The sequence below is a fragment of the Bizionia hallyeonensis genome (assembly GCF_042657385.1).
Classification (GTDB): domain Bacteria; phylum Bacteroidota; class Bacteroidia; order Flavobacteriales; family Flavobacteriaceae; genus Algorimicrobium; species Algorimicrobium hallyeonense.
Window position 1 is genome coordinate 178,797 of record NZ_JBHSLA010000003.1, and the last position, 23,733, is coordinate 202,529.

18 protein-coding genes are annotated in these 23,733 nt (G+C 36.6%); 14 read left to right on the plus strand and 4 right to left on the minus strand.

The features are described 5' to 3' along the window. Positions 1 to 3 precede the first annotated feature (3 nt). The 3 genes from ACFPH8_RS08915 (at position 4) to ACFPH8_RS08925 (ending at position 5,320) form a co-directional block, all read left to right on the plus strand. Complete coding sequence (locus tag ACFPH8_RS08915) at positions 4 to 2,478, plus strand: GumC family protein (RefSeq protein ID WP_376860271.1); 2,475 nt, start codon at positions 4 to 6, stop codon at positions 2,476 to 2,478. Between the two features lie 412 nt (positions 2,479 to 2,890). Continuing rightward, positions 2,891 to 4,177 (plus strand): nucleotide sugar dehydrogenase, encoded by a 1,287-nt coding sequence (locus ACFPH8_RS08920; RefSeq protein WP_376860273.1) that lies wholly within the window; start codon positions 2,891 to 2,893, stop codon positions 4,175 to 4,177. Positions 4,178 to 4,336: 159 nt separating this feature from the next. Next, on the plus strand, positions 4,337 to 5,320 hold the full coding sequence (locus ACFPH8_RS08925; RefSeq protein ID WP_376860275.1) for an SDR family oxidoreductase: 984 nt from the start codon (positions 4,337 to 4,339) through the stop codon (positions 5,318 to 5,320). A gap of 1,025 nt (positions 5,321 to 6,345) precedes the next feature. Here ACFPH8_RS08925 and ACFPH8_RS08930 read toward each other — a convergent pair. Next, the gene (locus ACFPH8_RS08930) at positions 6,346 to 6,651 is read right to left on the minus strand and encodes a GIY-YIG nuclease family protein (RefSeq protein ID WP_376860277.1); all 306 of its coding nucleotides are present in this window, start codon (positions 6,649 to 6,651) and stop codon (positions 6,346 to 6,348) included. Between the two features lie 944 nt (positions 6,652 to 7,595). Between ACFPH8_RS08930 and ACFPH8_RS08935 the strand changes: the two genes are divergently transcribed. Continuing rightward, positions 7,596 to 8,747: a T9SS type A sorting domain-containing protein gene (locus ACFPH8_RS08935; protein WP_376860279.1), complete on the plus strand. Its 1,152-nt coding sequence runs from the start codon at positions 7,596 to 7,598 to the stop codon at positions 8,745 to 8,747. A gap of 229 nt (positions 8,748 to 8,976) precedes the next feature. Here the strand turns inward: ACFPH8_RS08935 and ACFPH8_RS08940 are convergent, their stop codons facing one another. From ACFPH8_RS08940 to ACFPH8_RS08950, 3 genes are all read right to left on the minus strand, one after another. Continuing rightward, positions 8,977 to 9,627, minus strand: a complete 651-nt coding sequence (locus ACFPH8_RS08940) for a hypothetical protein (protein ID WP_376860281.1) — start codon at positions 9,625 to 9,627, stop codon at positions 8,977 to 8,979. 637 nt (positions 9,628 to 10,264) lie between these two features. Further along, the gene (locus ACFPH8_RS08945; RefSeq protein WP_376860282.1) at positions 10,265 to 11,224 is read right to left on the minus strand and encodes a helix-turn-helix domain-containing protein; all 960 of its coding nucleotides are present in this window, start codon (positions 11,222 to 11,224) and stop codon (positions 10,265 to 10,267) included. After that, a complete protein-coding gene (locus ACFPH8_RS08950) occupies positions 11,224 to 11,589 on the minus strand; it encodes a DUF7793 family protein (protein ID WP_376860284.1) in 366 nt (121 codons plus the stop codon). Before ACFPH8_RS08950 ends, ACFPH8_RS08945 begins: the two co-directional genes overlap by 1 nt. Before the next feature lie 337 nt (positions 11,590 to 11,926). Between ACFPH8_RS08950 and ACFPH8_RS08955 the strand changes: the two genes are divergently transcribed. The 10 genes from ACFPH8_RS08955 (at position 11,927) to ACFPH8_RS09000 (ending at position 23,721) form a co-directional block, all read left to right on the plus strand. Beyond that, positions 11,927 to 12,124 carry a hypothetical protein gene (locus tag ACFPH8_RS08955; RefSeq protein ID WP_376860286.1) on the plus strand — a complete coding sequence of 66 codons (198 nt, stop codon included), beginning with the start codon at positions 11,927 to 11,929 and terminating at the stop codon, positions 12,122 to 12,124. A 187-nt stretch (positions 12,125 to 12,311) separates the two neighbouring features. Further along, complete coding sequence (locus ACFPH8_RS08960) at positions 12,312 to 12,776, plus strand: hypothetical protein (protein ID WP_376860288.1); 465 nt, start codon at positions 12,312 to 12,314, stop codon at positions 12,774 to 12,776. Positions 12,777 to 14,260: 1,484 nt separating this feature from the next. Beyond that, on the plus strand, positions 14,261 to 15,124 hold the full coding sequence (locus tag ACFPH8_RS08965; protein WP_376860290.1) for an ABC transporter permease: 864 nt from the start codon (positions 14,261 to 14,263) through the stop codon (positions 15,122 to 15,124). A 211-nt stretch (positions 15,125 to 15,335) separates the two neighbouring features. Next, on the plus strand, positions 15,336 to 16,625 hold the full coding sequence (locus tag ACFPH8_RS08970; RefSeq protein WP_376860292.1) for an ABC transporter ATP-binding protein: 1,290 nt from the start codon (positions 15,336 to 15,338) through the stop codon (positions 16,623 to 16,625). A 2-nt stretch (positions 16,626 to 16,627) separates the two neighbouring features. Then, positions 16,628 to 18,346 (plus strand): asparagine synthetase B family protein, encoded by a 1,719-nt coding sequence (locus tag ACFPH8_RS08975; protein WP_376860294.1) that lies wholly within the window; start codon positions 16,628 to 16,630, stop codon positions 18,344 to 18,346. Positions 18,347 to 18,448: 102 nt separating this feature from the next. Then, positions 18,449 to 19,156, plus strand: coding sequence for a class I SAM-dependent methyltransferase (locus tag ACFPH8_RS08980; protein ID WP_376860296.1), 708 nt, complete (start codon positions 18,449 to 18,451; stop codon positions 19,154 to 19,156). 61 nt (positions 19,157 to 19,217) lie between these two features. After that, a complete protein-coding gene (locus ACFPH8_RS08985) occupies positions 19,218 to 20,405 on the plus strand; it encodes a TDP-N-acetylfucosamine:lipid II N-acetylfucosaminyltransferase family protein (RefSeq protein ID WP_376860298.1) in 1,188 nt (395 codons plus the stop codon). Further along, positions 20,398 to 21,528: an acyltransferase family protein gene (locus tag ACFPH8_RS08990; protein WP_376860300.1), complete on the plus strand. Its 1,131-nt coding sequence runs from the start codon at positions 20,398 to 20,400 to the stop codon at positions 21,526 to 21,528. Before ACFPH8_RS08985 ends, ACFPH8_RS08990 begins: the two co-directional genes overlap by 8 nt. 5 nt (positions 21,529 to 21,533) lie before the next feature. Next, on the plus strand, positions 21,534 to 22,577 hold the full coding sequence (locus ACFPH8_RS08995; RefSeq protein WP_376860302.1) for a glycosyltransferase family 2 protein: 1,044 nt from the start codon (positions 21,534 to 21,536) through the stop codon (positions 22,575 to 22,577). 1 nt (position 22,578) lies between these two features. After that, positions 22,579 to 23,721, plus strand: a complete 1,143-nt coding sequence (locus tag ACFPH8_RS09000; protein WP_376860304.1) for a glycosyltransferase family 4 protein — start codon at positions 22,579 to 22,581, stop codon at positions 23,719 to 23,721. The last annotated feature ends 12 nt before the right edge of the window (positions 23,722 to 23,733 follow it).

Below are 23,733 nucleotides of genomic sequence, written 5' to 3' on the forward strand. Positions count from 1 at the left end.
ATTATGGCAGATTACGATTATGAAGACATGGATTCAGGCGACGGTGGGAGTATTAACTTCGACTTCAAGGGGTACTTATTTAAAGTTTTAAATTTATGGAAGTTTGTGCTTGCTTGTATTGGTGTGGCTTTAATTATTGCCTACTTTATCAATGTGCGCAAGCAGAATATTTATAAGCTTGAATCGCTTATCTCTGTAGAAAACGATCAGAACCCTTTTTTTACTGCCAATACTAGTATTTCTTTTAATTGGGGTGGTGTTTCAGGGAAAATGGGTAAAACCATTACCACCTTACAAACGCGAACGCATAATGAAAAGGTTGTTGATTCGTTAAAGTCTTATATGAACTATTTTAGGGAAGGCAAGTACCGTAAAATAGATATTTATAAACAAGCGCCTTTTGTGTTTACTCCTGATTTGTCTCAACCACAATTGTTAGGTCACTTTATTGGGATTCGGTTTTTATCCCCATCTACTTTTGAAGTGTTTACAGCGTTTGAATCGGAGTCGGGTTCAGGACAGCGTTATGACACTAAAGAACGATTAGCTGTTTCTTTGCCTATAGGGCCATTTCAACAGGAATTTGCCTTGGGGGAGGTTGTTAATTTACCCTTTTTTCATGGTGTTGTAACTTTGCGTCATGACCGTGTCATTAAAGCTGGACAGGAATTTTTTATGCAGTTTAGTAATTTTGATGGGGTTGTTAATGGGTATCAGAGGGGAATTAATGTGAGTCCATTTAGTAATGCTTCAGCTTCTGTCCTGCGTTTGAGTTTAGCTGGAACTAATAAGTCTAAAATTGTAGATTACCTAAATACCACCGCCGTTATTTTAAGTGAAACGGAGTTGGAACGCAAAAACCTGTATGCCACCAATACGATAAAGTTTATAGATAGTAGTTTGAACGCCGTTAACACCAATTTAAAAGACTTTGGTGATGAAATGAATGCCTTTAGAAAGCAGAATAAGGTGTTTGATGTATCCACAGAAATGGCGGATATTTCGAGTAAACTTAAAGAATTTGAGATTCAAAAGGAGGCGGAAAATACAAAGCTCAATTATTTAGACGCTTTAGAGAAGTATCTTCAAACAAAAACGGACTATACGAGTATTGCGGCGCCATCCTCTGTGGGGATTGAAGAAAGTAATATTCAAAGTAGTGTTGCTAAAATAACGGCGTTGGCCATTGAACGTCAGGGCTATGAGTATACCACGCGTGAGAGTTCGACTATATTTAAAGATTTGGACCGGCAGATAGATGCTGAAAAGAATGTGCTTTTAGAAACGATAAATGCTACTAAAAGTACGATTCGGATTCTGATGAATAGTCTGAATACTAATATTGCTAATTTGGAGGCTAAATTAAGTGGTTTGCCAGAAGATCAACAAGAATTTTTAAAGATTCAGCGTAAGTTGGATATTAGTCAGGAAGCCTATAATTTATATATGGATAAGCGGAGTGAGGCTGCTATTGTAAAGGCCGCCAATATATCGGATATTAGTATTGTAGATGAAGCCAAGGATATAGGTGGGGGACTTATAGGTCCTAATAAATCCTTGAACTATATGATGGGCTTGATGCTGGGATTCTTTATTCCGATGTTTCTCATATTCGTCATCTTTTTATTGGATCATACCATTCATGGGTCTGATGAGGTGGAGCGCCTGTCTAAAATTCCTATTTTGGGATTAATTGGTAAGTACCGCTACCATAATAATTTGGTGGTATTTGAAAAGCCTAAATCGGCTGTTGCCGAATCCTTTCGGTCTATTCGGTCTAGTTTGCAATTTATTCTCAATAAAAACCCCAGAGAAGGTGGTCGGACCATTATGATTACTTCTTCAGTGAGTGGGGAAGGAAAGACCTTTTGTTCTATAAACATAGCTACGGTTTACGCTTTGAGTGGGAAGAAAACCATTCTGTTAGGGTTGGATTTACGTAAGCCTAAAATATTTGACGATTTTAATTTGACTAATGATACGGGGATGGTGAATTACTTTATTGGCGAATCGGATTTTGCTTCGGTTGTTAATTGCACCCATATTGAAAATTTAGATGTGGTTCCTGCAGGTCCTATCCCTCCAAACCCTTCGGAGTTATTGATGAGCGGGAATATGGAAACACTGATTGCTGAACTCCGTCAGACTTACGATATTATTATACTTGATACGCCTCCTCTAGGATTGGTTACCGATGCTTTGGAATTGGTAAAATATGCTGATACCTCTATTTTTATGGTGCGTTTGGATTATACTAAAAAAGGTATGCTCCAATTGATTAATGCCAAATATCGGGGTGGTGAAATAAAGAATATCAATTTTGTCTTGAACTTCTATAAGCATAAAACCAATCATAATTACGGTTATGGCTACGGTTATGGCTATGGTTACGGCTATGGTGTTTATGGGAATGCTTATCATGAAGATGATAAAAAAGGCATTATTGGTAAAATAAAACAGTTTTTAAAGCGGATATGATGCGGTGAGCGGTGAGAGAGATGTGGGGTAAGCGGTTAGAGGTGAGAGATGTGAGGTGAGAGATGTGAGGTGAGTGGTTAGAGGTGAGAGATGTGAGGTGTGAGGTGTGAGGTGAGATGTGAGGTGAGTGGTTAGAGGTGAGAGATGTGAGGTGAGTGGTTAGAGGTGAGAGATGTGAGGTGAGTGGTTAGAGGTGAGAGATGTGAGATGTGAGGTGAGAGATGTGAGGTGAGTGGTTAGAGGTGAGAGATGTGAGGTGAGTGGTTAGAGGTGAGAGATGTGAGGTGAGATGTGAGGTGAGAGATGCAGAGTAGCAGAGTTGCAGAGTTTCAGAGTTACAGCGTTACAAAGAGGCAGCGTTGCAAAAGTTTGATTAGGAGAAGCGTTACAGAGTTAATTAAAGAATAAATCAATGAAGAAACATCAAATTACTATTGTGGGATTGGGTTATGTGGGTTTGCCATTGGCTGTTGAGTTTGCCAAGAAATATGCCGTAACAGGCTTTGATATTTACAGTAAACGCGTGCAGGAATTGCAACATGGTACCGATCGTACATTAGAAGTTACCGAATCGGAACTCCAAGCTGTATTAACACATACTTTGGGAGAAACGGGTTTGTATATTACCGATTCTGTAGATGCTATGGCAGATTCTAATATCTATATTATTACCGTACCAACGCCTACAGACGCCTTAAATAAGCCTGTTTTTACCCCGCTGATTAAGGCGAGTGAAAGCATTGGGAAGGTTTTAAAAAAAGGGGATATTGTTATTTATGAATCGACTGTTTATCCTGGAGTTACCGAAGATATTTGTGTGCCTATTTTGGCTTCTGTTTCTGGACTGACCTTTAATGAAGATTTCTATGCCGGTTATTCTCCGGAACGCATTAATCCGGGAGATAAAACCCATACGGTAACGAAAATATTGAAAGTCACTTCCGGTTCTACACCCGAAATAGCTACTGTAGTTGATGATTTATACCGCTCGATTATTACGGCAGGTACCCATAAAGCCCCTTCGATTAAAGTGGCTGAAGCCGCCAAGGTTATTGAAAACTCTCAGCGTGATATTAATATTGCCTTTGTGAATGAGTTGTCAAAAATCTTCCGCTTATTAGACATTGATACCAAAGCGGTATTAGAGGCTGCCGGTACCAAATGGAACTTTATAAAATTCACCCCTGGTTTGGTTGGTGGGCATTGTATTGGCGTAGATCCCTATTATTTGGCGCAAAAGGCTATTGAAAGTGGATATAACCCGGAAATTATATTGGCAGGCCGAAAAATGAACGACAGCATGGGTGGTTATGTAGCGACCGAAACGGTTAAAATGATGATTAAAAAGGGCGCGACTATTAAAGGCTCTCGCGTGCTTGTATTAGGTATTACCTTTAAGGAGAATTGCCCGGATATCCGAAACTCACGCGTAATTGATATTATACGCGAGTTTGAAACCTACCATGTAAACGTGGATGTATTTGATCCTTGGGCTTCTGCGGAAGAGGTGGATCATGAATATCAACTGCCTTTAATTTGTGAAGCTCAAGACTTACAGACCAATTATGACGGGATTGTATTAGCCGTTTCGCATAACGAATTTTTAGCGCTTGATGTCATGGCTTTGAAAGGTGTGAATGGTGTTATATTTGATGTGAAATCGTTATTGCCGGATTCGCAGTCGGATGCGCGATTGTAGTTAGACGTTGCGCTGTGCGTTGTAAATTTTGGCAGAATGAAGGAGGGTTACTCACGGCATATTAATTTAAAATAGTGGTGTTCGTGAATGTTCGGCATTTGCCGGATTGCTCTTTTGACACGCCTCGCAATGCCAATAAAAAAATAAAATTTTAATACTATGTACGACAAGGCATTTCATAATCAAGATCTATCTGGGTTAAATTTTTTAGTTACTGGTGGTGGTGGTTTTATAGGGAGTAATATTGTGGGGTATTTAATAAAACACCAAGCTAAAACTGTTCGAGTATTGGATGATTTTTCGAATGGGTATCGCGAGAATCTAGCCGAGTTTATGGACTTGCCTAATTTTGAATTGCAGGTTGGGGATATTCGGGATTTGGAGACGTGTAAAAAAGCCATGGTGGACATGGATTATGTAAGCCACCAAGCCGCTTTGGGTTCGGTGCCTCGTTCTATAAACGATCCAGCAACCACCAATGCCGTGAATATCTCTGGGTTTTTGAATATGCTGATTGCATTAAAAGATTCGGCTACTGTTAAACGTATGGTTTACGCAGCTTCTAGTTCGACGTACGGGGATAGTCCCACGCTTCCTAAAGTAGAGGATAGGATTGGAAAACCTTTATCACCTTATGCGGTAACGAAATATGTTAATGAATTGTATGCCGATGTTTTTGGGAAAACCTATGGAACGGATGTTATTGGGCTGCGCTATTTTAACGTATTTGGACCCAAGCAGAGTCCGAATGGGGCTTATGCCGCGGTAATTCCGTTGTTTATGCAAGCCCTTAAAGATGATGCAGCACCCACCATTAATGGGGATGGGGAACAAACACGGGATTTCACCTTTGTTGCCAATGCTGTTCAGGCAAATGTCCGCGGTTTTTTTGCTCCGGAGGCCGCTAAAAATGAGGTCTATAATGTGGCCTGTGGCGAGCGGATTACGGTTAATTACTTATGGGAATCGCTACAGCAGGCGGCTAAGTCTGCCTTGAAGCCTGTTTATGGTCCAGAGCGTCAAGGTGATGTGCGTGACTCGTTAGCCGATATTTCTAAGGCGGAACGTTTGTTGGGTTATAAACCTGGGGTTTCTGTTCGAGATGGGTTGAAAGTGACTTGGGATTGGTTTAAAAGCCCCTAAATCTCCAAGAGGGACTTCTTGTTTTTGCGGGTTAGATTCTAAAACCTGATTTTCTGGATTCTTAAAAATCTAATTGTATTCGAAAGAGATTTTGAGGTTAGCTGGGCTGGACCTTTGAGATTCGCTGCTTTGAATGACGTGATGCGCTGAATGATAATGACGTTGTCATGCAGAGGGAAGTATGACCGAAGTATCTCTGTTTTAGGATGTTTTTTAATTAGAGATTCTTCGCTGCGCTCTGAATGACAATGGGAGTTCTGAATGACGTGATGCGCTGAATGATAATGACGTTGTCATACAGAGGAAAGTATGACGGAAGTATCTCTGTTTTAGGATGTTTTTTAATTAGAGATTCTTCGCTGCGCTCTGAATGACAGGATGCTTTGAATGACAAAGGGATTCTTCGCTGCGCTCTGAATGACAATGGGAGTTCTGAATGACGTGATGCGCTGAATGATAATGACGTTGTCATACAGAGGAAAACATGACGGAAGTATCTCTGGATTGTTATTTGGTTAGTTTTTGAGATTAGCTTCGCTGAACCTTCGGTTTCCACGCTTTGCTGCGCCGCTCTGAATGACATGGGCGTTTTGAATGCCATTAGGAAATTGAGGTTCTTCGCTCTGCTGCGCACGCTCTGAATGACATAGGGCTTTCTGAATGACATTGACGTTGTCATGCAGAGGGAAGTATGACGGAAGTATCTCTGGATTGTTATTTGGTTAGTTTTTGAGATTCCACGCTCTGCTGCGCACGCTCTGAATGACATGGGCGTTTTGAATGCCATTAGGAAATTGAGGTTCTTCGCTCTGCTGCGCACGCTCTGAATGACATAGGGCTTTCTGAATGACATTGACGTTGTCATGCAGAGGGAAGTATGACCGAAGTATCTCTGTTTTAGGATGTTTTTTAATTAGAGATTCTTCGCTGCGCTCTGAATGACAGGATGCATTGAATGACAAAGGGATTCTTCGCTGCGCTCTGAATGACAATAGGAGTTTTGAATGATATGCGGTTTTTGATATTTAAATATCGTTGTTTAAAAATTTCCAGTCAGGGTTGAAATCACTAATCATTTTATCTTTTTTAGCTCGGCTTAAACCTTTTATTTGCTTTTCTCTTTTTATGGCTGTTTCCACATCATTATACTGTTCGTAGAAAACTAGGTAGAAACATTTGTATTTTGTTGTGAATGCTTTTGAAAATGGAAGGGGATATCGGTGTTGGTATATTCTTGTTTCTAAATTGTTGGTTACACCCGTATATAAAACTGTTTTAATTTTGTTTGTCAGGATGTAGACGTAGTAATTATGTGTTCCTTTTGTTTTCATTGTTTTAAAAATAGTGTTTTATTTTGAGATTCTTCGCTGCGCTCTGAATGACAGGGTGCTCTGAATGACAAAGGGATTCTTCGCTGCGCTCTGAATGACAGGGTGCTCTGAATGACATAGGGCTTTCTGAATGATAATGACGTTGTCATGCAGAGGGAAGTATGACCGAAGTATCTCTGTTTTAGGATGTTTTTTAATTAGAGATTCTTCGCTGCGCTCTGAATGACAGGATGCATTGAATGACAAAGGGATTCTTCGCTGCGCTCTGAATGACAATAGGAGTTCTGAATGACGTGATGCGCTGAATGATAATTACGTTGTCATGCAGAGGGAAGTATGACCGAAGTATCTCTGGATTGTTATTTGGTTAATTTTTGAGATTCCACGCTTTGCTGCGCCGCTCTGAATGACAGGATGCTCTGAATGACAAAGGGATTCTTCGCTGCGCTCTGAATGACAATGGGAGTTCTGAATGACGTGATGCGCTGAATGATAATGACGTTGTCATACAGAGGAAAGTATGACGGAAGTATCTCTGGATTGTTATTTGGTTAGTTTTTGAGATTCCACGCTTTGCTGCGCCGCTCTGAATGACAGGATGCTTTGAATGACAAAGGGATTCTTCGCTGCGCTCTGAATGACAATGGGAGTTTTGAATGACGTGATGCGCTGAATGATAATGACGTTGTCCTGCAGAGGGAAGTATGACTGAAGTATCTCTAGTTTGGGATGTTTTTTAATTAGAGATTCTTCGCTGTGCTCTGAATGACAGGATGCTCTGAATGACAATGGAGGCTCTGGATGACATTGTGCTCTGAATGACAACGGTTTTTTTTATAACTATTTACGGGATTAAGGGGTAACAAATTCATCTCTCTGTGTATATACCTCTGAAAGCGGTTCCCGAAAAGCCAACAGAGTAGTGGTTATAAAAACATTATATTATGAATAACTTAAACATTTTAAAATCAAAGCTTCAGCAGATGAAAGGCCGGTATTTGTATCTGGCTCTCATTTTAATGGTTACTGGTGGTCTTCAGGCCCAAAACTGCACACCATACCCCAATAACCCCACGGCTAGAGAGATTCATTTCAATTATTACAACACAAACGCCATTAGCTTGTCCACGTCCTCCGTTATTGAATCTTCAGGTGGTCCGAATTATACCGTAAATGTATATACCTTTACGATACCCTATTTTCAAAACCAATTGCAAACCGATTTGCGTTTCAGAAATCAGGTGAATACATGTTCTTGGAACGCTGGTAGTTCCCCTTGCGGAAGTAAAGCTGTTACCGTATACAATTCACATTCTGGCGGTAGTTTGCTAGGAAGTCAACCCAATCAAGTAGATATTTACGGCCATAATTTTCCTGTAGGTGTGCGAAACATTCGTGTAGAAGCCAGTTGTGGTGGACAGGTTTACCAAACCCGTTACTACCGATTTATTGTACAAAAAGAGGCATACGCTTCTGTGAATTTGGATGTGAATGCCTATTGTAAAAAAGACAAACAAGGTCAGAACTCCGGTTATATTGGTTTTAAAGCATCGGGAACCCACACCAATTCATCTAAACTTTATTTCCGGGTAGTTGCTCCCAATGGCAGCAGTTGTAGCAATAATGATTATGCGCTTAATTCGCTTAACACAAACGCCAATCCTTCTGGGTTTTTCAATTGCCTTTCAAATGGTACTTACACGATACAATTGGTTTATAAGAGCACGCTTATGGGTGGGGGTTATATTACGCATGTTCTTAACAGCAACTTTTACAGTTATCAGAAAACCTTTAGAAGTTGTATGAATAAGGTTTCACTCCCATTTTACACATTGAGAACCACGCAAGCTGATTCATCGGGTATATCCATTTACCCCAATCCTGCCGTTGATCAATTGGAATTGGCTTATGCGTTAAAGACTTGGAACGCCCAGGCTATCCTTCATGATATGCATAGTACCCCGGTTAAGAAGCTGTCTTTGGATGGACAAAAAGGCTCTATGACTATAGATGTTAGTGCTCTGAAAAAAGGACTTTATTTTTTAACTATTATAGATGGCGATGACACCATAATAAAAAAGATTGTCAAAAAATAAACTCCATTTTTTTATAAAGCATGACCCCTTATAGTTGTAATTATAAGGGGTTTTTTATTTGATAATATTACACTATAAAAACATTCCGTTAGACTGTTTCTTAAATTTTGGTTGCCTTCCGCTTAAGGAAGGAGCCGGGGAGTGGGAGGTTGGATGATGGGTATAAAAAAGGAGCCGCCCAAAAAGGCAGCTCCCGCATGGTCATGCATACATACTGCGGCTATAGAAACTAAAGTACTTCCATTAACTGCAGTGCATTATAGGCCCCATTATTTAAGGCATATTGCACACCATTGACCTCTTGAAAGAACGCAACTTTTAAAAAGAATAGTTCACTACCCGTACCAGCAGGCACACCAGCTGGTGTTAACGTTACTGTTGTATTGGTATTATCAATAGGTAAATTGGTTACAGGACTTAATTGTAAGTCCTTATCTTCCGTACCAAAATCCAGATTTAGAAACCCTGAATAGAAGCTGACATGCGTAGCTCCCAGTGGAATTTCTAAATTTTGAGCAGGGGTAAAATCTGCGATTACAATTTCGCCCGTCGCCGTAGTTAGGTCTATATCTGACAATAATACCGCGCTCATAATGGCTCGGATATTGAAATTAAACCCTTTTAAAGCTAACTGACCCTCTGGGGTGGTGATACCCACTGCCACGTTACGTTGACCACGAACACTTGTTGTGTCCGCATTTTTTACCCGTGTCATGACTTGCGTGAGTCTGGAAGTTACCAAGGCATCCTTGGCATCCACCAATAGGTCTAGGATGGCGCGACGCAATACTTTACCACTCGACGCAGCCATTCCGAATTCCGAACCATTTTCGCGTGTTCTAGCAAAAGCGGGATCCGAATTAATCCTTTTTTTGCTCACACCACCTTTGGTTCTGACTAAAAACCCTTCTTTGCCCTTATAAAAGGTAAGATCGTCCAGGGTTCCTTCGATCTTGATTAAGCTTTTTAATTTTGCCATAATGTTTTGACTTTATGAGGACTTTTTATGGCGTCCTCTGTTATACAAATTATTTAAGATTCTTTGTCTGTGCGCAAAACATCGGCCGCTGTTTTATATATCAGACCTGGAATCTGGATTAAAGTTAGGGAAGGGTTGAAGTAGGTGTATGTTATTTTTACCGCTATTGAATTTTATTGCTGCTTGTTTCGTTTTAGGTATCCTTTTGTACCAAGCCGTTATTTTTTGCCATAACTTCCTGTTTCTGCCAAAATATCTTTGGCATACAGTATCCATACAGTATCCATACAGTATCCATACAGTATCCGTAAGGTTCCTTCCTTCGGCAGGCAGGCGTGGTTTAAAATGAGAAGTGAAAAATGAGAAGTGAAAAGTTAAAAGTGAAAAGTGAAAAGTGAAAAGTGAAAAGTGAAAAGTTAAAAGTGAAAAGTTAAAAGTGAAAAGTGAATAGTGAATAGTGAAAAGTGAGTGGTGAGCCTGGTGTGGCGGGTATGTGTGTGGATTTTTACTTAATATGTACCATAACCTTATTCTGATATTAGTTGTTGATATTTAGTTTTTTCATATCAGTGGGTTTGACACCAAAATGATTTTTAAAAGCTTTGGAGAAGTGTGATACATTTTTAAATCCTGTCATTTTTGCCACCGCTTTGATAGACAGGGAGGTGTTTTGTATTAGTAAACTCGCTCGTTTGAGTCGTTCTTGGGTTAGATACCGAAAAACGGTGATGCCATATAATTGTTTAAAGCCATATTTTAATTTATACTCATTGGTACCAAACTGGTTGGACAAGGTTCTCAGGTTTGGAAGTGGGTGTTCCAGATTTTGCAGGATATACCCTTTAATTTTTTGCATGATACGAATATCTTGTTCTTTAACCAGGACGTTGGGCTTTGTTGGGTTATTTGAACCTTTATTTTTAACGGCTTTTAAAGAATGCTTTAAATTATCTTCCATTAGTTGGCTTTTTAGAATTTTTTGATATGTAGTCATGATGATAAGTGGTGGCGCTTGTTCATTACGTGGTATGACATTAATGGCCGTTGTGAAAGTTTTGGTTAACCGATTTGCGCACAGATATGTGAGTTTGGAAATATGATGATATTCCTGTTGATATAACATATTATTTGCTATGCTGATCCAATTTTGATGTGATTTTTTACTTAAAATGGCGGCAAAGGATGATTTTTTTAAGCTAGCAGGGGCGATACCCAATGTTTTTTGAACCTCACTATTTGCGAATTGAATTTGAAAGCTGCTATTTAGGACAAAGAGCATGTTTGAATATTGCTTAACGGTGTCCGTTGTATTTAACATACTATAATAATTTAGCGTTTCTTTCATTTCTTCGGCTAATAAGTTCACTAGCACGAGTATGGCTTCAATGGTATCATCCTCGTCCGATCGTTCAATTTCATACGAGAAATCCCCTTCCGCTATTTTGAGTAGTAGTTTGTAGATGTTTTCCAATCTGGATTTATTGATATGACTATGCATTATACGTAGGTGTTTAAAAAAGATAAGGCATCTTCTTGGGTATCACATATTTTAGAAGGTACTAATGGCTTGTTTTTCATGAGGTAAAAACGCAACATGACGTTGGCAATATGCCTATTATCCACTATGGCGACTGCTTTTGTTAAGGCGGATCCTTCGTTCGCGAGGTAGTCGCGCGCCGATTTTGCTGAATTCTTGATGCCTTGTGTGTCACAAAGAATGGGATATTGTGTTTCTAGTTGAAATTTTAATCGTTCTTCAACAATTTTTTTTGCCGTAGGATAGTCTAAAAAGCTAATGGGTTTGTATATAAAAAACATAATGCCATTTGTAATCCAAAATTTAGCATGTGGGGTCTCTTTCATGAGTTATGGGATTGGTTGGATATTACTAAAATTACAAAAAAAATGTTTAGTTGGTTTTTATATGGGGTTGATAATCAGTATAATTTGTAATTTTTGCCTCGTGTACTTGGGTGTTTTTTGTTTAAAGGGATAACAATTATTCTCGTAGGGATTTCTTGTAGGAATAACCCGCTTAAAATTTTTAGTGTATTTGGTTTTTTTATAGCTTATAGGAGCATTCTGAAATAGGTTCTATAGTTACTTGTTAATTTGGCAATTAAATAATAGCAACCTTTGGGTTTCTTGTAGAATTTTACAATCAATTAAATTGCGTTTTTTCCCTCATAAAACTTCAATTATGAGACGGATATGTATCTATAGCAATGATATTTGTTGGCTAACGGGAAAGAGTGAGCGTTATGCACGGTCTGTAATTCGAGATATTAAGCTGCTTAATAAGAAGCAAAAGCATCAATTAGTGACCATTTCGGAGGCCTGTGAGTATTTAGGTTTGCCTTATGATGAGGTGTTTAAGCGTATAAATGGGATTGGTTGATTTGTTGGGTGTTGTTTGATGTTTGACGTTAAATTGTTTGTTGTTCCTTTCTGCGGAAGACTTGTGTTGTTTGGTGTTAAGTTGTTTGTTGTTTTTTCCTTGGGTTGGTAGGGATGTATAAGGCCGTGTTAACTTGTTTAGCTGTTAAGCTATTGTGCCGATAGGGATGATAAAGTACATTTATAATATGAGATCGTTATATGATTTTTGGGATTGGTTTCAGGACTATGCTGAAGCTTATTATTATTTACAGGATTTTTCGATTGCCGAGCAGGCTTTTTATGATCATGAACTTACTAGTCGCTTACAGGATTATCATGAGAACTTATGTTTTGGTATCACTTTCTCTAAAGATGAGACAGATGCGCAATTAATTTTAAGTACCAATGGGCGGGTAGATGGGGTGTTTTTCGTTAACAATCTTGTGAACATAGCTCCCGACATACCCAAATGGACGATTGTTGCTTTTATTCAGCCGCAGCTTGATTTAGAGGCTATCAAGACTGGAACGGATGAACCCTATTACTTTAGGGATTTTACTATAAAACCGAGTGATTTGAGGTGGGCTCCTGTGGATTTTGATAGTCGAAATTGCAGATGTGATTTATTGTTTCATGCAGAAGGAGGTACGACTGAAGTATCTCAAGGGTAAAAGGTGAATTGAAATGGAGATTCTTCGCTACGCTCTGAATGACAATGGGCGTTTTGAATGACATTGATGCTGTCATGCAGAAGGAGGTACGACTGAAGTATCTCTAGTTTGGGATGTTTTTTAATTAGAGATTCTTCGCTGCGCTCTGAATGACAATGGGCGTTTTTGATGACAATTTGGGTTTTGAGGTTCTTCGCTTTGCTGCGCACGCTCTGAATGACATTGATGCTGTCATGCAGAGGGAAGTATGACCGAAGTATCTCTGGATTGTTATTTGGTTAATTTTTGAGATTAGCTGCGCTGAACCTTCGGTTTCCACGCTTTGCTGGGCACGCTCTGAATGACATGGGAGTTCTGAATGACATTGATGCTGTCATGCAGAAGGAGGTACGACTGAAGTATCTCTAGTTTGGGATGTTTTTTAATTAGAGATTCTTCGCTGCGCTCTGAATGACAATGGGCGTTTTTGATGACAATTTGGATTTTGAGGTTCTTCGCTTTGCTGGGCGCGCTCTGAATGACAATGGAGTCTCTGAATGACATTGTGCTTTGAATGACAACGGAGATTTTTAATGACAATTTGGGTTTTGAGGTTCTTCGCTTTGCTGCGCGCGCTCTGAATGACATTGATGCTGTCATGCAGAGGGAAGTATGACCGAAGTATCTCTGTTTTGTTATTTGGTTAATTTTTGAGATTAGCTTCGCTGAACCTTCGGTTTCTTCGCTCTGCTGCGCACGCTCTGAATGACATTGGAGTCTCTGAATGACGTGATGCGCTGAATGATAATGACGTTGTCATGCAGAGGGAAGTATGACCGAAGTATCTCTAGTTTGGGATGTTTTTTAATTAGAGATTCTTCGCTGCGCTCTGAATGACATTGGAGTCTCTGAATGACATTGTGCTTTGAATGACATTTTGCGTTTTTGATGACAATTTGAATTTTGAGGTTCTTCGCTCTGCTGCGCGCGCTCTGAATGACAATGGGCGTTTTTGATGACAATTTGGGTTTTGAGGTTCTTCGCCCTGCTGGGCGCGCTCTGAATGACATTGATGCTGTCATGCAGAGGGAAGTATGACCGAAGTATCTCTGGATTGTTATTTGGTTAATTTTTGAGATTAGCTTCGCTGAACCTTCGAGATTCTTCGCTATGCTCTGAATGACATTAGGCATCTGAGATTAGCTTCGCTGAACCTTCGAGATTCTTCGCTATGCTCTGAATGACATTAGGCATCTGAGATTAGCTTCGCTGAACCTTCGAGATTCTTCGCTTTGCTCTGAATGACATTGGAGTCTCTGAATGACAATGGAGTCTCTGAATGACATGGCGCGTTATGAAAGACAAGTCAATTTTTATTATTAGGCCGAATTGAAATACTCTAGCTCGTCTTAAAACAGCTGGATTTGCATACTAATAATTATAAAGTTTGCGTTTTGGTTTCTGCTTGGAATTAGTATATTAGCCCTATATAAAACGCTATTACATTGAATAAGACAGAGGATGCGGATTGGTTGTACACCATTTCTTCCAAACGAAAGTTAATTGACTTTAATTTTGCCGAAATTTGGCGTTATCGCGATTTGCTTGTTTTGTTTGTGAAGCGTGATGTGGTTACCGTATATAAGCAAACCGTTTTAGGACCGCTTTGGTATTTGATTCAGCCCTTGTTTACGGCCTTGACGTTTACCCTTATTTTTAATAAAGTGGCTAACATAGATACGGGTACGGTACCACCATTCTTGTTTAATTTGGCTGGCATTTCAGTTTGGAATTATTTTAAAACCTGTTTAACGTCTACTTCAGACACCTTCACTTCTAACGCCAGTATTTTTGCAAAAGTTTATTTTCCACGAATTATACTTCCGCTTTCCGTCATTATATCTAATTTAATAAAATTTGGGATTCAATTATTAATTTTCGTGGCATTTTATATTTATTATTATAATCAAGGGGCTGATGTTCATATAGATAGAAGTTTATTATTTTTTCCTTTACTTGTTTTTTTAATGGGATTTTTAGGTTTAGGCTTGGGTATGATTATTTCATCATTGGTTACCAAGTATCGCGATTTAAAGTTTCTTGTTACATTTGGAGTACAATTACTGATGTATTTGTCTGCCGTTATGTATCCTTTGGCACTTATGCGTGAGAAGTTACCTAAAATAGCTTGGTTAGTTGAATATAATCCGGTAGCCTATATAATTGAAACCGCACGCTATATGTTGTTAGGAACTGGGACTTTTAGCTGGTATGGCATTCTGTATACGGCAAGCGTTACTTTGGTCGTTTTGTTTTTTGGAATTATTATTTTTAATAGAACCGAGAAGACGTTTATTGACACCGTATAGGTTTGAGGTGTGAGGTTCATTGTTGTATTAAGTATTAAGTATGAAGAACAAAGAAAAGTGAGATTAGTTTTTAGTCCCAGTCCCAGTCGCAGTCGCCCGCCTTCGCTAATGCTACAGATGGGCAGGCAGTTTACAGTTGCAGACGCATTACCAGCTAATGCATGACAAGTGATTAAATAATAAACGAATATCGAATAGTGAATTAAGAAACATGAGTATCATTTTAAAAGCTGAAAATATTTCAAAACAATACCGACTAGGACTTGTTGGTACGGGTACTATTAGCGACGACTTGAAACGTTGGTGGGCTGGTATGCGTGGGAAAGAAGATCCTTTTTTAACGGTTGGCGAGGTTAATGATAGAAGTACCAAAGCCGATAGTTCTTATGTTTGGGCCATTAAAGACATTAATTTTGAGGTCCAGCAGGGTGAAGTTCTGGGTATTATTGGTAAAAATGGGGCAGGTAAATCCACATTATTAAAAATATTATCTCGGGTTACTGCGCCCACTACGGGTGAAATAAAAACTAAAGGCCGCATTGCGAGTTTATTGGAAGTGGGTACTGGTTTTCATCCTGAATTAACAGGCCTTGAAAACATTTATTTGAATGGTGCTATTTTGGGGATGAGTAAAGCTGAAATTCGCGCAAAAGAAGACGAAATCATCGCCTTTTCTGGTTGCGAGCGTTATGTAGATACACCCGTAAAACGTTATAGTTCTGGGATGCGGGTGCGTTTAGCATTTGCCGTTGCTGCTTTTTTGGAACCTGATATTTTGGTGATTGATGAGGTGCTTGCCGTAGGTGATGCCGAATTTCAGAAAAAAGCCATTGGCAAAATGCAGGATATTAGTCGTGGTGATGGGCGGACTGTCCTGTTTGTAAGTCATAATATGGCTGCTGTAAAAAGTTTGTGTACTCGTGCTATTGTTTTAGAGCATGGAAGAACTGTTTTTGAAGGTAATGCTGATGATTGTGTTGATTTCTATTTAAATACAAGTAATGAAGTTGCTGCAGGTGCTAAACTGAATTTAAGGGATAGAACCGATAGACTAGGTAGTGGTACTTTTAAGTTTACAGAAGTAAACTTGTTTAATGAGAATAATATACCCGTTAATCATTGCTTGTCGGGAGAATATTTGCGAATTGAAATGACTTATGATACTACAAAAGATTTTGAAGCTTCTAAATTTATTTTTGCATTTGCATTTTTTGATATACACGATAATATGATAACAGGCCTTTCATCAATAGAATCAGGGCTTAGAATAAATGAGTTAAAGACAGAAGGTAAGATAACTTGGGATATACCAAAATTATTATTGAGAGAAGGTCATTATTTTTTGAAAGTGCACTCAAGTTATAATACAGCCGAACCTGAAGATTATTTAGATGTCGTAGAGAAAGCATGTGAAATACATGTGTTACCAGGAGATTTCTGGAATACTTCAACTATTAACAGGAAAGGGTCAGATATGATTTTACCATCTAAAGTTTATTAATTATGATAGGACTCCTAGGTTTCATTTCCCAAACTAAAGATTTTGGTCATTCTGATTATAATTATTTGGGTAATCGACCATTTTTAGAGGATGAATACCATTTTAAAACTTTTCATATTAAGCGAAAACTAAATGACAAGTTTTTTAACGATAAACTATTTCAAGAGGACCAGGATTTTTTTGTAGCGGTTGATGGTGTATTATTGAATGCCAAACAATTAAAACAAGACTTTGCAATACGTGATAATTTTAATTTAATTAAGCACTTATACTTAAAAGAGGGCAAACAGTTTATAAATACTTTGAAAGGCGATTTTTCATTGGTTTTATATAATAAAACATCAAATGAACTTATTGTTTATACTAACACCACGACCTCTAAACCTATTTATTATCACTTTAATAAAGACCTTAACGAGTTTTATTTTGGTTCCAATGTTTATGAACTTTCTAAATGTTTAAAAGCCAAAGGCATTAAATTAACTGTAAACGAATTCGCATTTTATTCAGTTGCTAGCTTTGATTATGTATATGGCAATCATCATTTTTCTAATGAAATTAAGAAATTGGGAGGAGGTCAATTTATTGTTTATAATACCAAAGAGGATATTAAAATTGAGACTTATTTTAGATTATCATCTTACCCACAGCTGAATTTAACTGAAGATGAATATCTTCATAAAATTAATGAGAAGTTTGAACAGGCTATTAGACTACAATATGATAAGGATTTAGAGTATAATTATAAACATATCTCAACATTAAGCGGTGGTTTAGACTCTAGAATGACCACTTTAGTCGGACATAAATTGGGCTATAAAGCAATCAATACCATTACTTTTTCTTCACCAAACTATTGGGATGAAATTATTGCAAAGCAAATAGCCAAGAAGTTTAAACTCAATAATTTTTTATATAAAATTGATAGTGGAAACCATTTAAAGGAATTTGATTTTTCATTGCATGTGAATGGCGGTTTATTAAGTTATTTTGTTGCAAATCAAATACATGATTTTTATAATAAAATTGATTTTGCGAGTTACGGATTAATTCATACGGGACAAGTTGGCGATGCAATTGTTGGTTCAACTTTGCATAATTATAATATTCACTTTAAATATGGTTATATTAATCCGAAATACAAGGAATATTTTAGTTCAAAATTAGAAAATGCCATATTAAAAGAAATGATTGTCAATGATTCATTAGAAATGACAAGATTCTATAATCATGTTTTTAATTTTACATTAGAAGGTAACCAATATGCTTATCCTTATACTGAAACCGTTTCTCCTTTTATGGAACGGGATTTCTTGCAATTTTGCATACGCATCCCTCTTAAATTTAGAAATAATCATAATTTATATTATAAATGGATTGGGAGGTTTCATCCAGAGTTAGGTAAGTTCTATTATGAGAAAATTAAACGTAGAACTCTTAATATTTCGAACAAACGATTTAGGAAAGCGTATCATATAATGTATATGTTTTATTTAAAAAGGCTAGGTCTTAAAGAAAAAAATAATGCGTTGCTAAACTATGCAGCCTGGAGACAATCGGGAGAAATAGAATCCAATTTAAACGACTTGTTTAATATTAATATAGAAGCTGTAAAAGATGAGGAACTTAAAAATAGTCTTATTAAACAATATGAACAATATAATTTTCAAGTAAAGCTGAAAGCATTGCATGCAGTACTTACTTATAAATTATATTTTTAATTTTATAAGACAATAATAAATAAATTTAGTTTTCAAACTCATATTGAACTTTGCTTTTAAATTAATTACTAATTAAAAGATTGTTTTATTTAAAACGAAAAGATGCCAGATTATAGAAACATTAAACTAAAACTAGATAACCTAGATATTTATTATCCATTATCTAAAAAAGTAAAACTTTTAAGGCGAATATCTATGAGGTATTTTAAAGGAAGACTTTTAGATGTTGGTTGTGGAGAAATGCCTTATAAAAATACAGTTTTAGAGAATAAAACAATTAATGAGTATGTAGGAATTGATATAAAGAGTGATATATATCAAAAAAATTCACAACCTGACTTATACTGGGATGGGCAATCGTTACCAATAGAAAATAATAAATTTGATTGTGCTCTTTTAATAGAAGTACTGGAACATGTTCCAAAGCCAGAAATTGTTTTAAAAGAAATTTGTAGAGTTTTACATAAAGATGGTTATTTAGCCATTACTGTACCTTTTTTATGGAACCTCCATGACGTGCCTAATGATGAATATCGTTATACTCCATTTGCTTTGAAACGAATTTTAGAAGATTCAGGGTTTGAAGTTGTTGAATTAGAGGCAATTGGAAGTTGGCATGCGAGTTTAGCTATTATGATGGGGATATACTGTAGAAGAGCCTTAAAGGGAAGAAAACGGTATTTCACATCTCTTATTTTTAAACCAATTATCAAATTTTTGCATAAAAAAGATGAGAGAATGGGTAAAATAGATTTTACTAAGAATCAAATGATAACAGGCTTATGGTGTGTTGCCAAACCTATGGTATAATAAAAAAATTAGCAAGTAAATCAGAAAGTTTCATTCGTTAAGTACATTTTTTCAGATAAACATGAGCAAAATAATACACATTTTCGATGATGAGAAATTTATTGACGTAGCGATCGAACTTTTTGAATCCATTGTTCCTGGCCAGTCTAAATATTTCGTAATATCAGATAACAATGATTTATCATTAAATTTGGTTCAGAACAAACAAGCTCAAGCAATTCACTTAAAGACGGAACAACAATTAGATGAATTAGCATTTATTATCAATAATTCGGAATCTAAAATAGTTTATGCTCATGCTTTAAATAGCAGAAAACAAAAGCTAATTTCAAAATTAAATTTCGAAATAACTCTTGTTTGGTTTATTTGGGGGTATGATTTATACGTGCAATGGCTGCCACTTAAGCATAAAATATACGAAAAAAAGACAGCCGCATTTTTAAATAGGAAAAATACATATTTAGAAATAATAAAAAATGATATTCTATTTAAAACTAAAATTTATAAGTTATTCAAAACATCAAACAAAACGTATAACTCTATTTTTGCCCAATGTGTTAATAAGGTCGATATATGTGTTCCTGTAATTCCGACTGAAATTGAAAGTGTTAGAGAAATTAACAAAAATATAATTTATGCTCCTTTTACATACGGAAGTCTAGATAACTTGAAAATTACTAGGAAAAAAAACGTGAAAAGGTCTGATGAAAATATACTAGTTGGTAATTCTGCAGACCCAGCAAATAATCATATTGAAATTTTTGAGCGATTGTCTAAATTAAATTTGGGCAGTCGTCAGATAATAGTCCCGTTGAGTTATAGTGGTAATGAGGAGTATAAAGATTTTATTTTAAAGAGAGGAAATGAATTATTGGGACATAATTTTAAACCTTTAACTGAATTTGTTTCTTTTGAAAATTATAATGACATTATTTCAAGCTGTAATTACGCCATTTTTAATCATATTAGACAGCAAGCTCTAGGGAATATTATAACTATGGGTTTTATGGGAGCCAAATTATTTTTCAACTCAAAAGGAGTGGTTTATAAATATTATAAGACTTTAGGATTAAATTGTGAATTAGTTGAAAATTTAAGTCAAAATGACATTGAAATAAAATTAACGGATAAACAGATTGCTGAAAATCAGAAAATCTTAAAATTAAAGTATGACATTGAAATTGTAAAAGATAAGGTCAAAGAATTGATTAAAATAACAAATGACGTAGCACGAAAAAAAAATGAATAAAATTTTTTCTTTACCCATAAGTTCAAACAGAATATATGGTCTTGATATTTTAAGAGCATTAGCCATAATTTTCGTTTTGATTCAGCATGGTAAATTTTTGGCACCAAGTTATTTGCATTCAAAATTTGATTGGTTTTATTTAGATGGCGTGAGTGTTTTTTTTGTATTGAGTGGATTTTTAATAGGAGATATTTTATTAAAAACTTTTAATGAGGCAAACATTTCAAAAAGTATACTGTTTAATTTTTGGATTAGACGCTGGTTCCGCACTTTGCCAAATTATTTTTTTATTTTATCTGTTTTAATTTTATTAAATTTTCTGTTTAGAGAAGGTTTTGTGTTACAAGATAAATTAAAATACTATTTCTTTTCTCAAAACTTATTTTATCCTCACCCTAATTTTTTTCCGGAAGCTTGGAGTTTAAGCGTTGAAGAATGGTTTTATCTGCTTATTCCTATATGCTTATATGTATCAATAAAATTTTTTAAATTAAGTAGCTCTAAGGCTTTTTTAATGGTAGCATTTAGTATTATATTAGGTGCAACTTTATTTAGGTTCTCTACGTTTATTTCTATTGATACTATTACAGGCAAAGAATGGGAATTGTTGTTTAGAAAACAAGTTTTTACTAGAATGGATAGTTTAATGTTCGGGCTAATTGGCGCTTACTTTAGTCAGAATTATAAAAAGGTATGGCTTAAGTATAAACTGGTGTTTTTTATTTTAGGAATTATGTTTTTATTTTTCATGAAAATAAGTGAACAAGTTTTATTAAGTGATTCTTGGTTTAAATCTATATTTCTGTTTTCAGTAGAGTCAATAGGTGTTCTCCTACTACTTCCCTTTTTTTGTGAATTAAAAAGTGGTAAAGGTGTTTTATATAAGATTTTAACTTTTATCAGTTTAATTTCCTATTCCTTATATTTAATTCATTTGTCTTTAGTGCAAGTTTATATTGTAAGGCCAATTAGTAACTTTCTTTTCGAGTTTAATCTAAACTGGTACCTATTTCTTTCAATTCGATATTTAGCATATTTTGGAATATCTATTTTTATTTCTTTTTTTCTTTTCAAATATCTTGAAATACCAATTATGAATCTTCGTGATAAGATTAAATTCTAATAGGTATGAAAAATTTGGTGTCCATTATTATACCTGTCTTTAATCGTGCTACTTTATTGGCCGAGACATTAGATAGTGTTTTGGCACAAAGCTTTACCCAATGGGAATGCTTGGTTGTTGATGATGGGAGTACGGATGGTACCGATTTGTTGGTGCGTACTATTTGTGAAAAGGACTCTCGTTTTTGTTATATACAGCGACCACAAGATAGGCAAAAGGGTGCTTCTACTTGTAGGAACATTGGATTGGAATTGGCTAAAGGCACCTATATCCTGTTTTTTGATTCTGATGATGTTTTACCACCTGACGTATTAGCATCTAGAATGCAAGTGGTTTTAGCGCAACCTGAATACGATTTTTATGTATTTCAAACGGCACGATTTTATCATCCCAATAAAGACCCTGATGCTATTTGGAATGATTTAAGGAAGCCGAACTCCCATGATTTAGCTGATTTTTTAAGTGTCAATCCGGTTTGGCATACATCTGGTCCTATTTGGCGTAAAGATTTTTTAGTGCATAATGGCCTGCATTTTACGGAGGGTGTCAGATCTTGGCAGGATTGGGAATTTCATATCCGGGTTTTACTGCATAATCCGAACTATCTTAAACTAGATACGCGAGAAACCATGGTGCTTCAGCGTTTTCATGAAGAAGCTGCTATTCATAAATTAAACTCTAGCGAAGACCAGCAAAACCGGATCCACTTGTTTTTTTTATTAATTGAGGCTTTTAAAGTCCATCAGAAATTTGATGGCTTGGATGTGCAAAAACATTTTTTTAAATTGTTTTATTTTGTTATTCAGCAGATGGCCTTTAGCGATTTAGACCCTGTGGTTTGGCAACGGATTCGAGAAGAATTGTATCTTGTACCCAAATTGGATATGGCCTTCTGGAAGGTGTATGTGCATTTTAATGCACGGTATACAGGAGCAGGCAAGTACAGATTATATGGCTTATTGAAGCGCATAAAACATGGTGTTTTTAGTAAGCGATTTGCTGTGGATGATTTTTCAGGTAGAACCTGGTATACATTAAAACTAAATTAGTTTGAGACTTTTATTTATTACACATAATACACATAGAGCCGGCGCACCGTTGGTTTTAGTGCAATTTCTAACCTGGTTAAAGCAACACGAGTCTACTATTGACACCGTAGTTTTGGACTTGCAAGAAGGTGTATTGAAAGATGACTTTCAGGCTGTTTGTAATGACTATATCAATTTAACGGGATTGAAACCTAAAACGAACTCCTATATCTCCAAAGGTTTACAAAGACTTTCAACAAAACCCAAAAAGCAAACGAAAATGGAGCTGGTCCGGCAGTTGAACCTGAAAGCCTTTGATGTTATATATGCCAATACCATTAAAGCCATACCGTATGGGGTTTTATTAAAAGCCCAACATGGTCATACCAAGCTTATTGCTCATGTTCATGAATTACCCACCGTTATCCAACTCTTATTGCCAGACTTTAAGGCGTATGTAAACGATATAGATCGTTTTATAGCTGTTTCTAATTTGGTACAACATAGTTTACATGCCCATTGGCAGATACCTCAAAAAAAAATATCACGAGTTTATCCTTATTCGGTTATAAAGCAGGAACCAATACAAGTTAACTCAACAGAGAGTTTTCATATAGGTGCTTCGGGACTGGTAGATTGGCGTAAAGGGTATGATGTTTTTATACAGGTGGCACGTTATGTGAAAAAGCAGAACCCCAAACTGCCTATACAATTTACTTGGGTTGGTGGTATTTCTGATGTTAATCGTATTATTATTGAGGCCGATTTATTAAAATTAGGATTGGCTGATGTGGTTTCTTTTGTTGGAGAATTATCTCATCCTTTTGAACACTATAATCGTTTTGATGTGTTTTTAATGTGTTCCAGAGAAGATCCTTTTCCACTTGTTTGTATTGAGGTAGCTATGCTTAAGAAACCCATTATTTGTTTTGAAAAAGCCACGGGAACCGCGGAAGTTATTGAACAAGGTGGTGGTGAGATAGTACCATACTTGGATGTTGAAGCTATGGGAGATGCGGTATTGGACTATGCAGGTCATCCAGAAAAGCGGTTAGCAGATGGCGCTAGAGCACAGGCCTTATTTTCTGAATTTACACCACATGTTATTTGCCCGCAATTGTTTCAGGTTATTCAAGCGGTAAGGCACGGCCAAATAGATCATTAATTAACAGGTATT

Excerpts from the sequence above, each read along its gene's own strand:
- ACFPH8_RS08915 (WP_376860271.1), top strand. The coding sequence starts at position 4 with ATGGCAGATTACGATTATGAAGACATGGATTCAGGCGACGGTGGGAGT.
- ACFPH8_RS08920 (WP_376860273.1), top strand. The coding sequence starts at position 2,891 with ATGAAGAAACATCAAATTACTATTGTGGGATTGGGTTATGTGGGTTTG.
- ACFPH8_RS08925 (WP_376860275.1), top strand. The coding sequence starts at position 4,337 with ATGTACGACAAGGCATTTCATAATCAAGATCTATCTGGGTTAAATTTT.
- ACFPH8_RS08930 (WP_376860277.1), bottom strand. The coding sequence starts at position 6,651 with ATGAAAACAAAAGGAACACATAATTACTACGTCTACATCCTGACAAAC.
- ACFPH8_RS08935 (WP_376860279.1), top strand. The coding sequence starts at position 7,596 with ATGAATAACTTAAACATTTTAAAATCAAAGCTTCAGCAGATGAAAGGC.
- ACFPH8_RS08945 (WP_376860282.1), bottom strand. The coding sequence starts at position 11,224 with ATGCATAGTCATATCAATAAATCCAGATTGGAAAACATCTACAAACTA.
- ACFPH8_RS08950 (WP_376860284.1), bottom strand. The coding sequence starts at position 11,589 with ATGAAAGAGACCCCACATGCTAAATTTTGGATTACAAATGGCATTATG.
- ACFPH8_RS08955 (WP_376860286.1), top strand. The coding sequence starts at position 11,927 with ATGAGACGGATATGTATCTATAGCAATGATATTTGTTGGCTAACGGGA.
- ACFPH8_RS08960 (WP_376860288.1), top strand. The coding sequence starts at position 12,312 with ATGAGATCGTTATATGATTTTTGGGATTGGTTTCAGGACTATGCTGAA.
- ACFPH8_RS08970 (WP_376860292.1), top strand. The coding sequence starts at position 15,336 with ATGAGTATCATTTTAAAAGCTGAAAATATTTCAAAACAATACCGACTA.
- ACFPH8_RS08975 (WP_376860294.1), top strand. The coding sequence starts at position 16,628 with ATGATAGGACTCCTAGGTTTCATTTCCCAAACTAAAGATTTTGGTCAT.
- ACFPH8_RS08980 (WP_376860296.1), top strand. The coding sequence starts at position 18,449 with ATGCCAGATTATAGAAACATTAAACTAAAACTAGATAACCTAGATATT.
- ACFPH8_RS08985 (WP_376860298.1), top strand. The coding sequence starts at position 19,218 with ATGAGCAAAATAATACACATTTTCGATGATGAGAAATTTATTGACGTA.
- ACFPH8_RS08990 (WP_376860300.1), top strand. The coding sequence starts at position 20,398 with ATGAATAAAATTTTTTCTTTACCCATAAGTTCAAACAGAATATATGGT.
- ACFPH8_RS08995 (WP_376860302.1), top strand. The coding sequence starts at position 21,534 with ATGAAAAATTTGGTGTCCATTATTATACCTGTCTTTAATCGTGCTACT.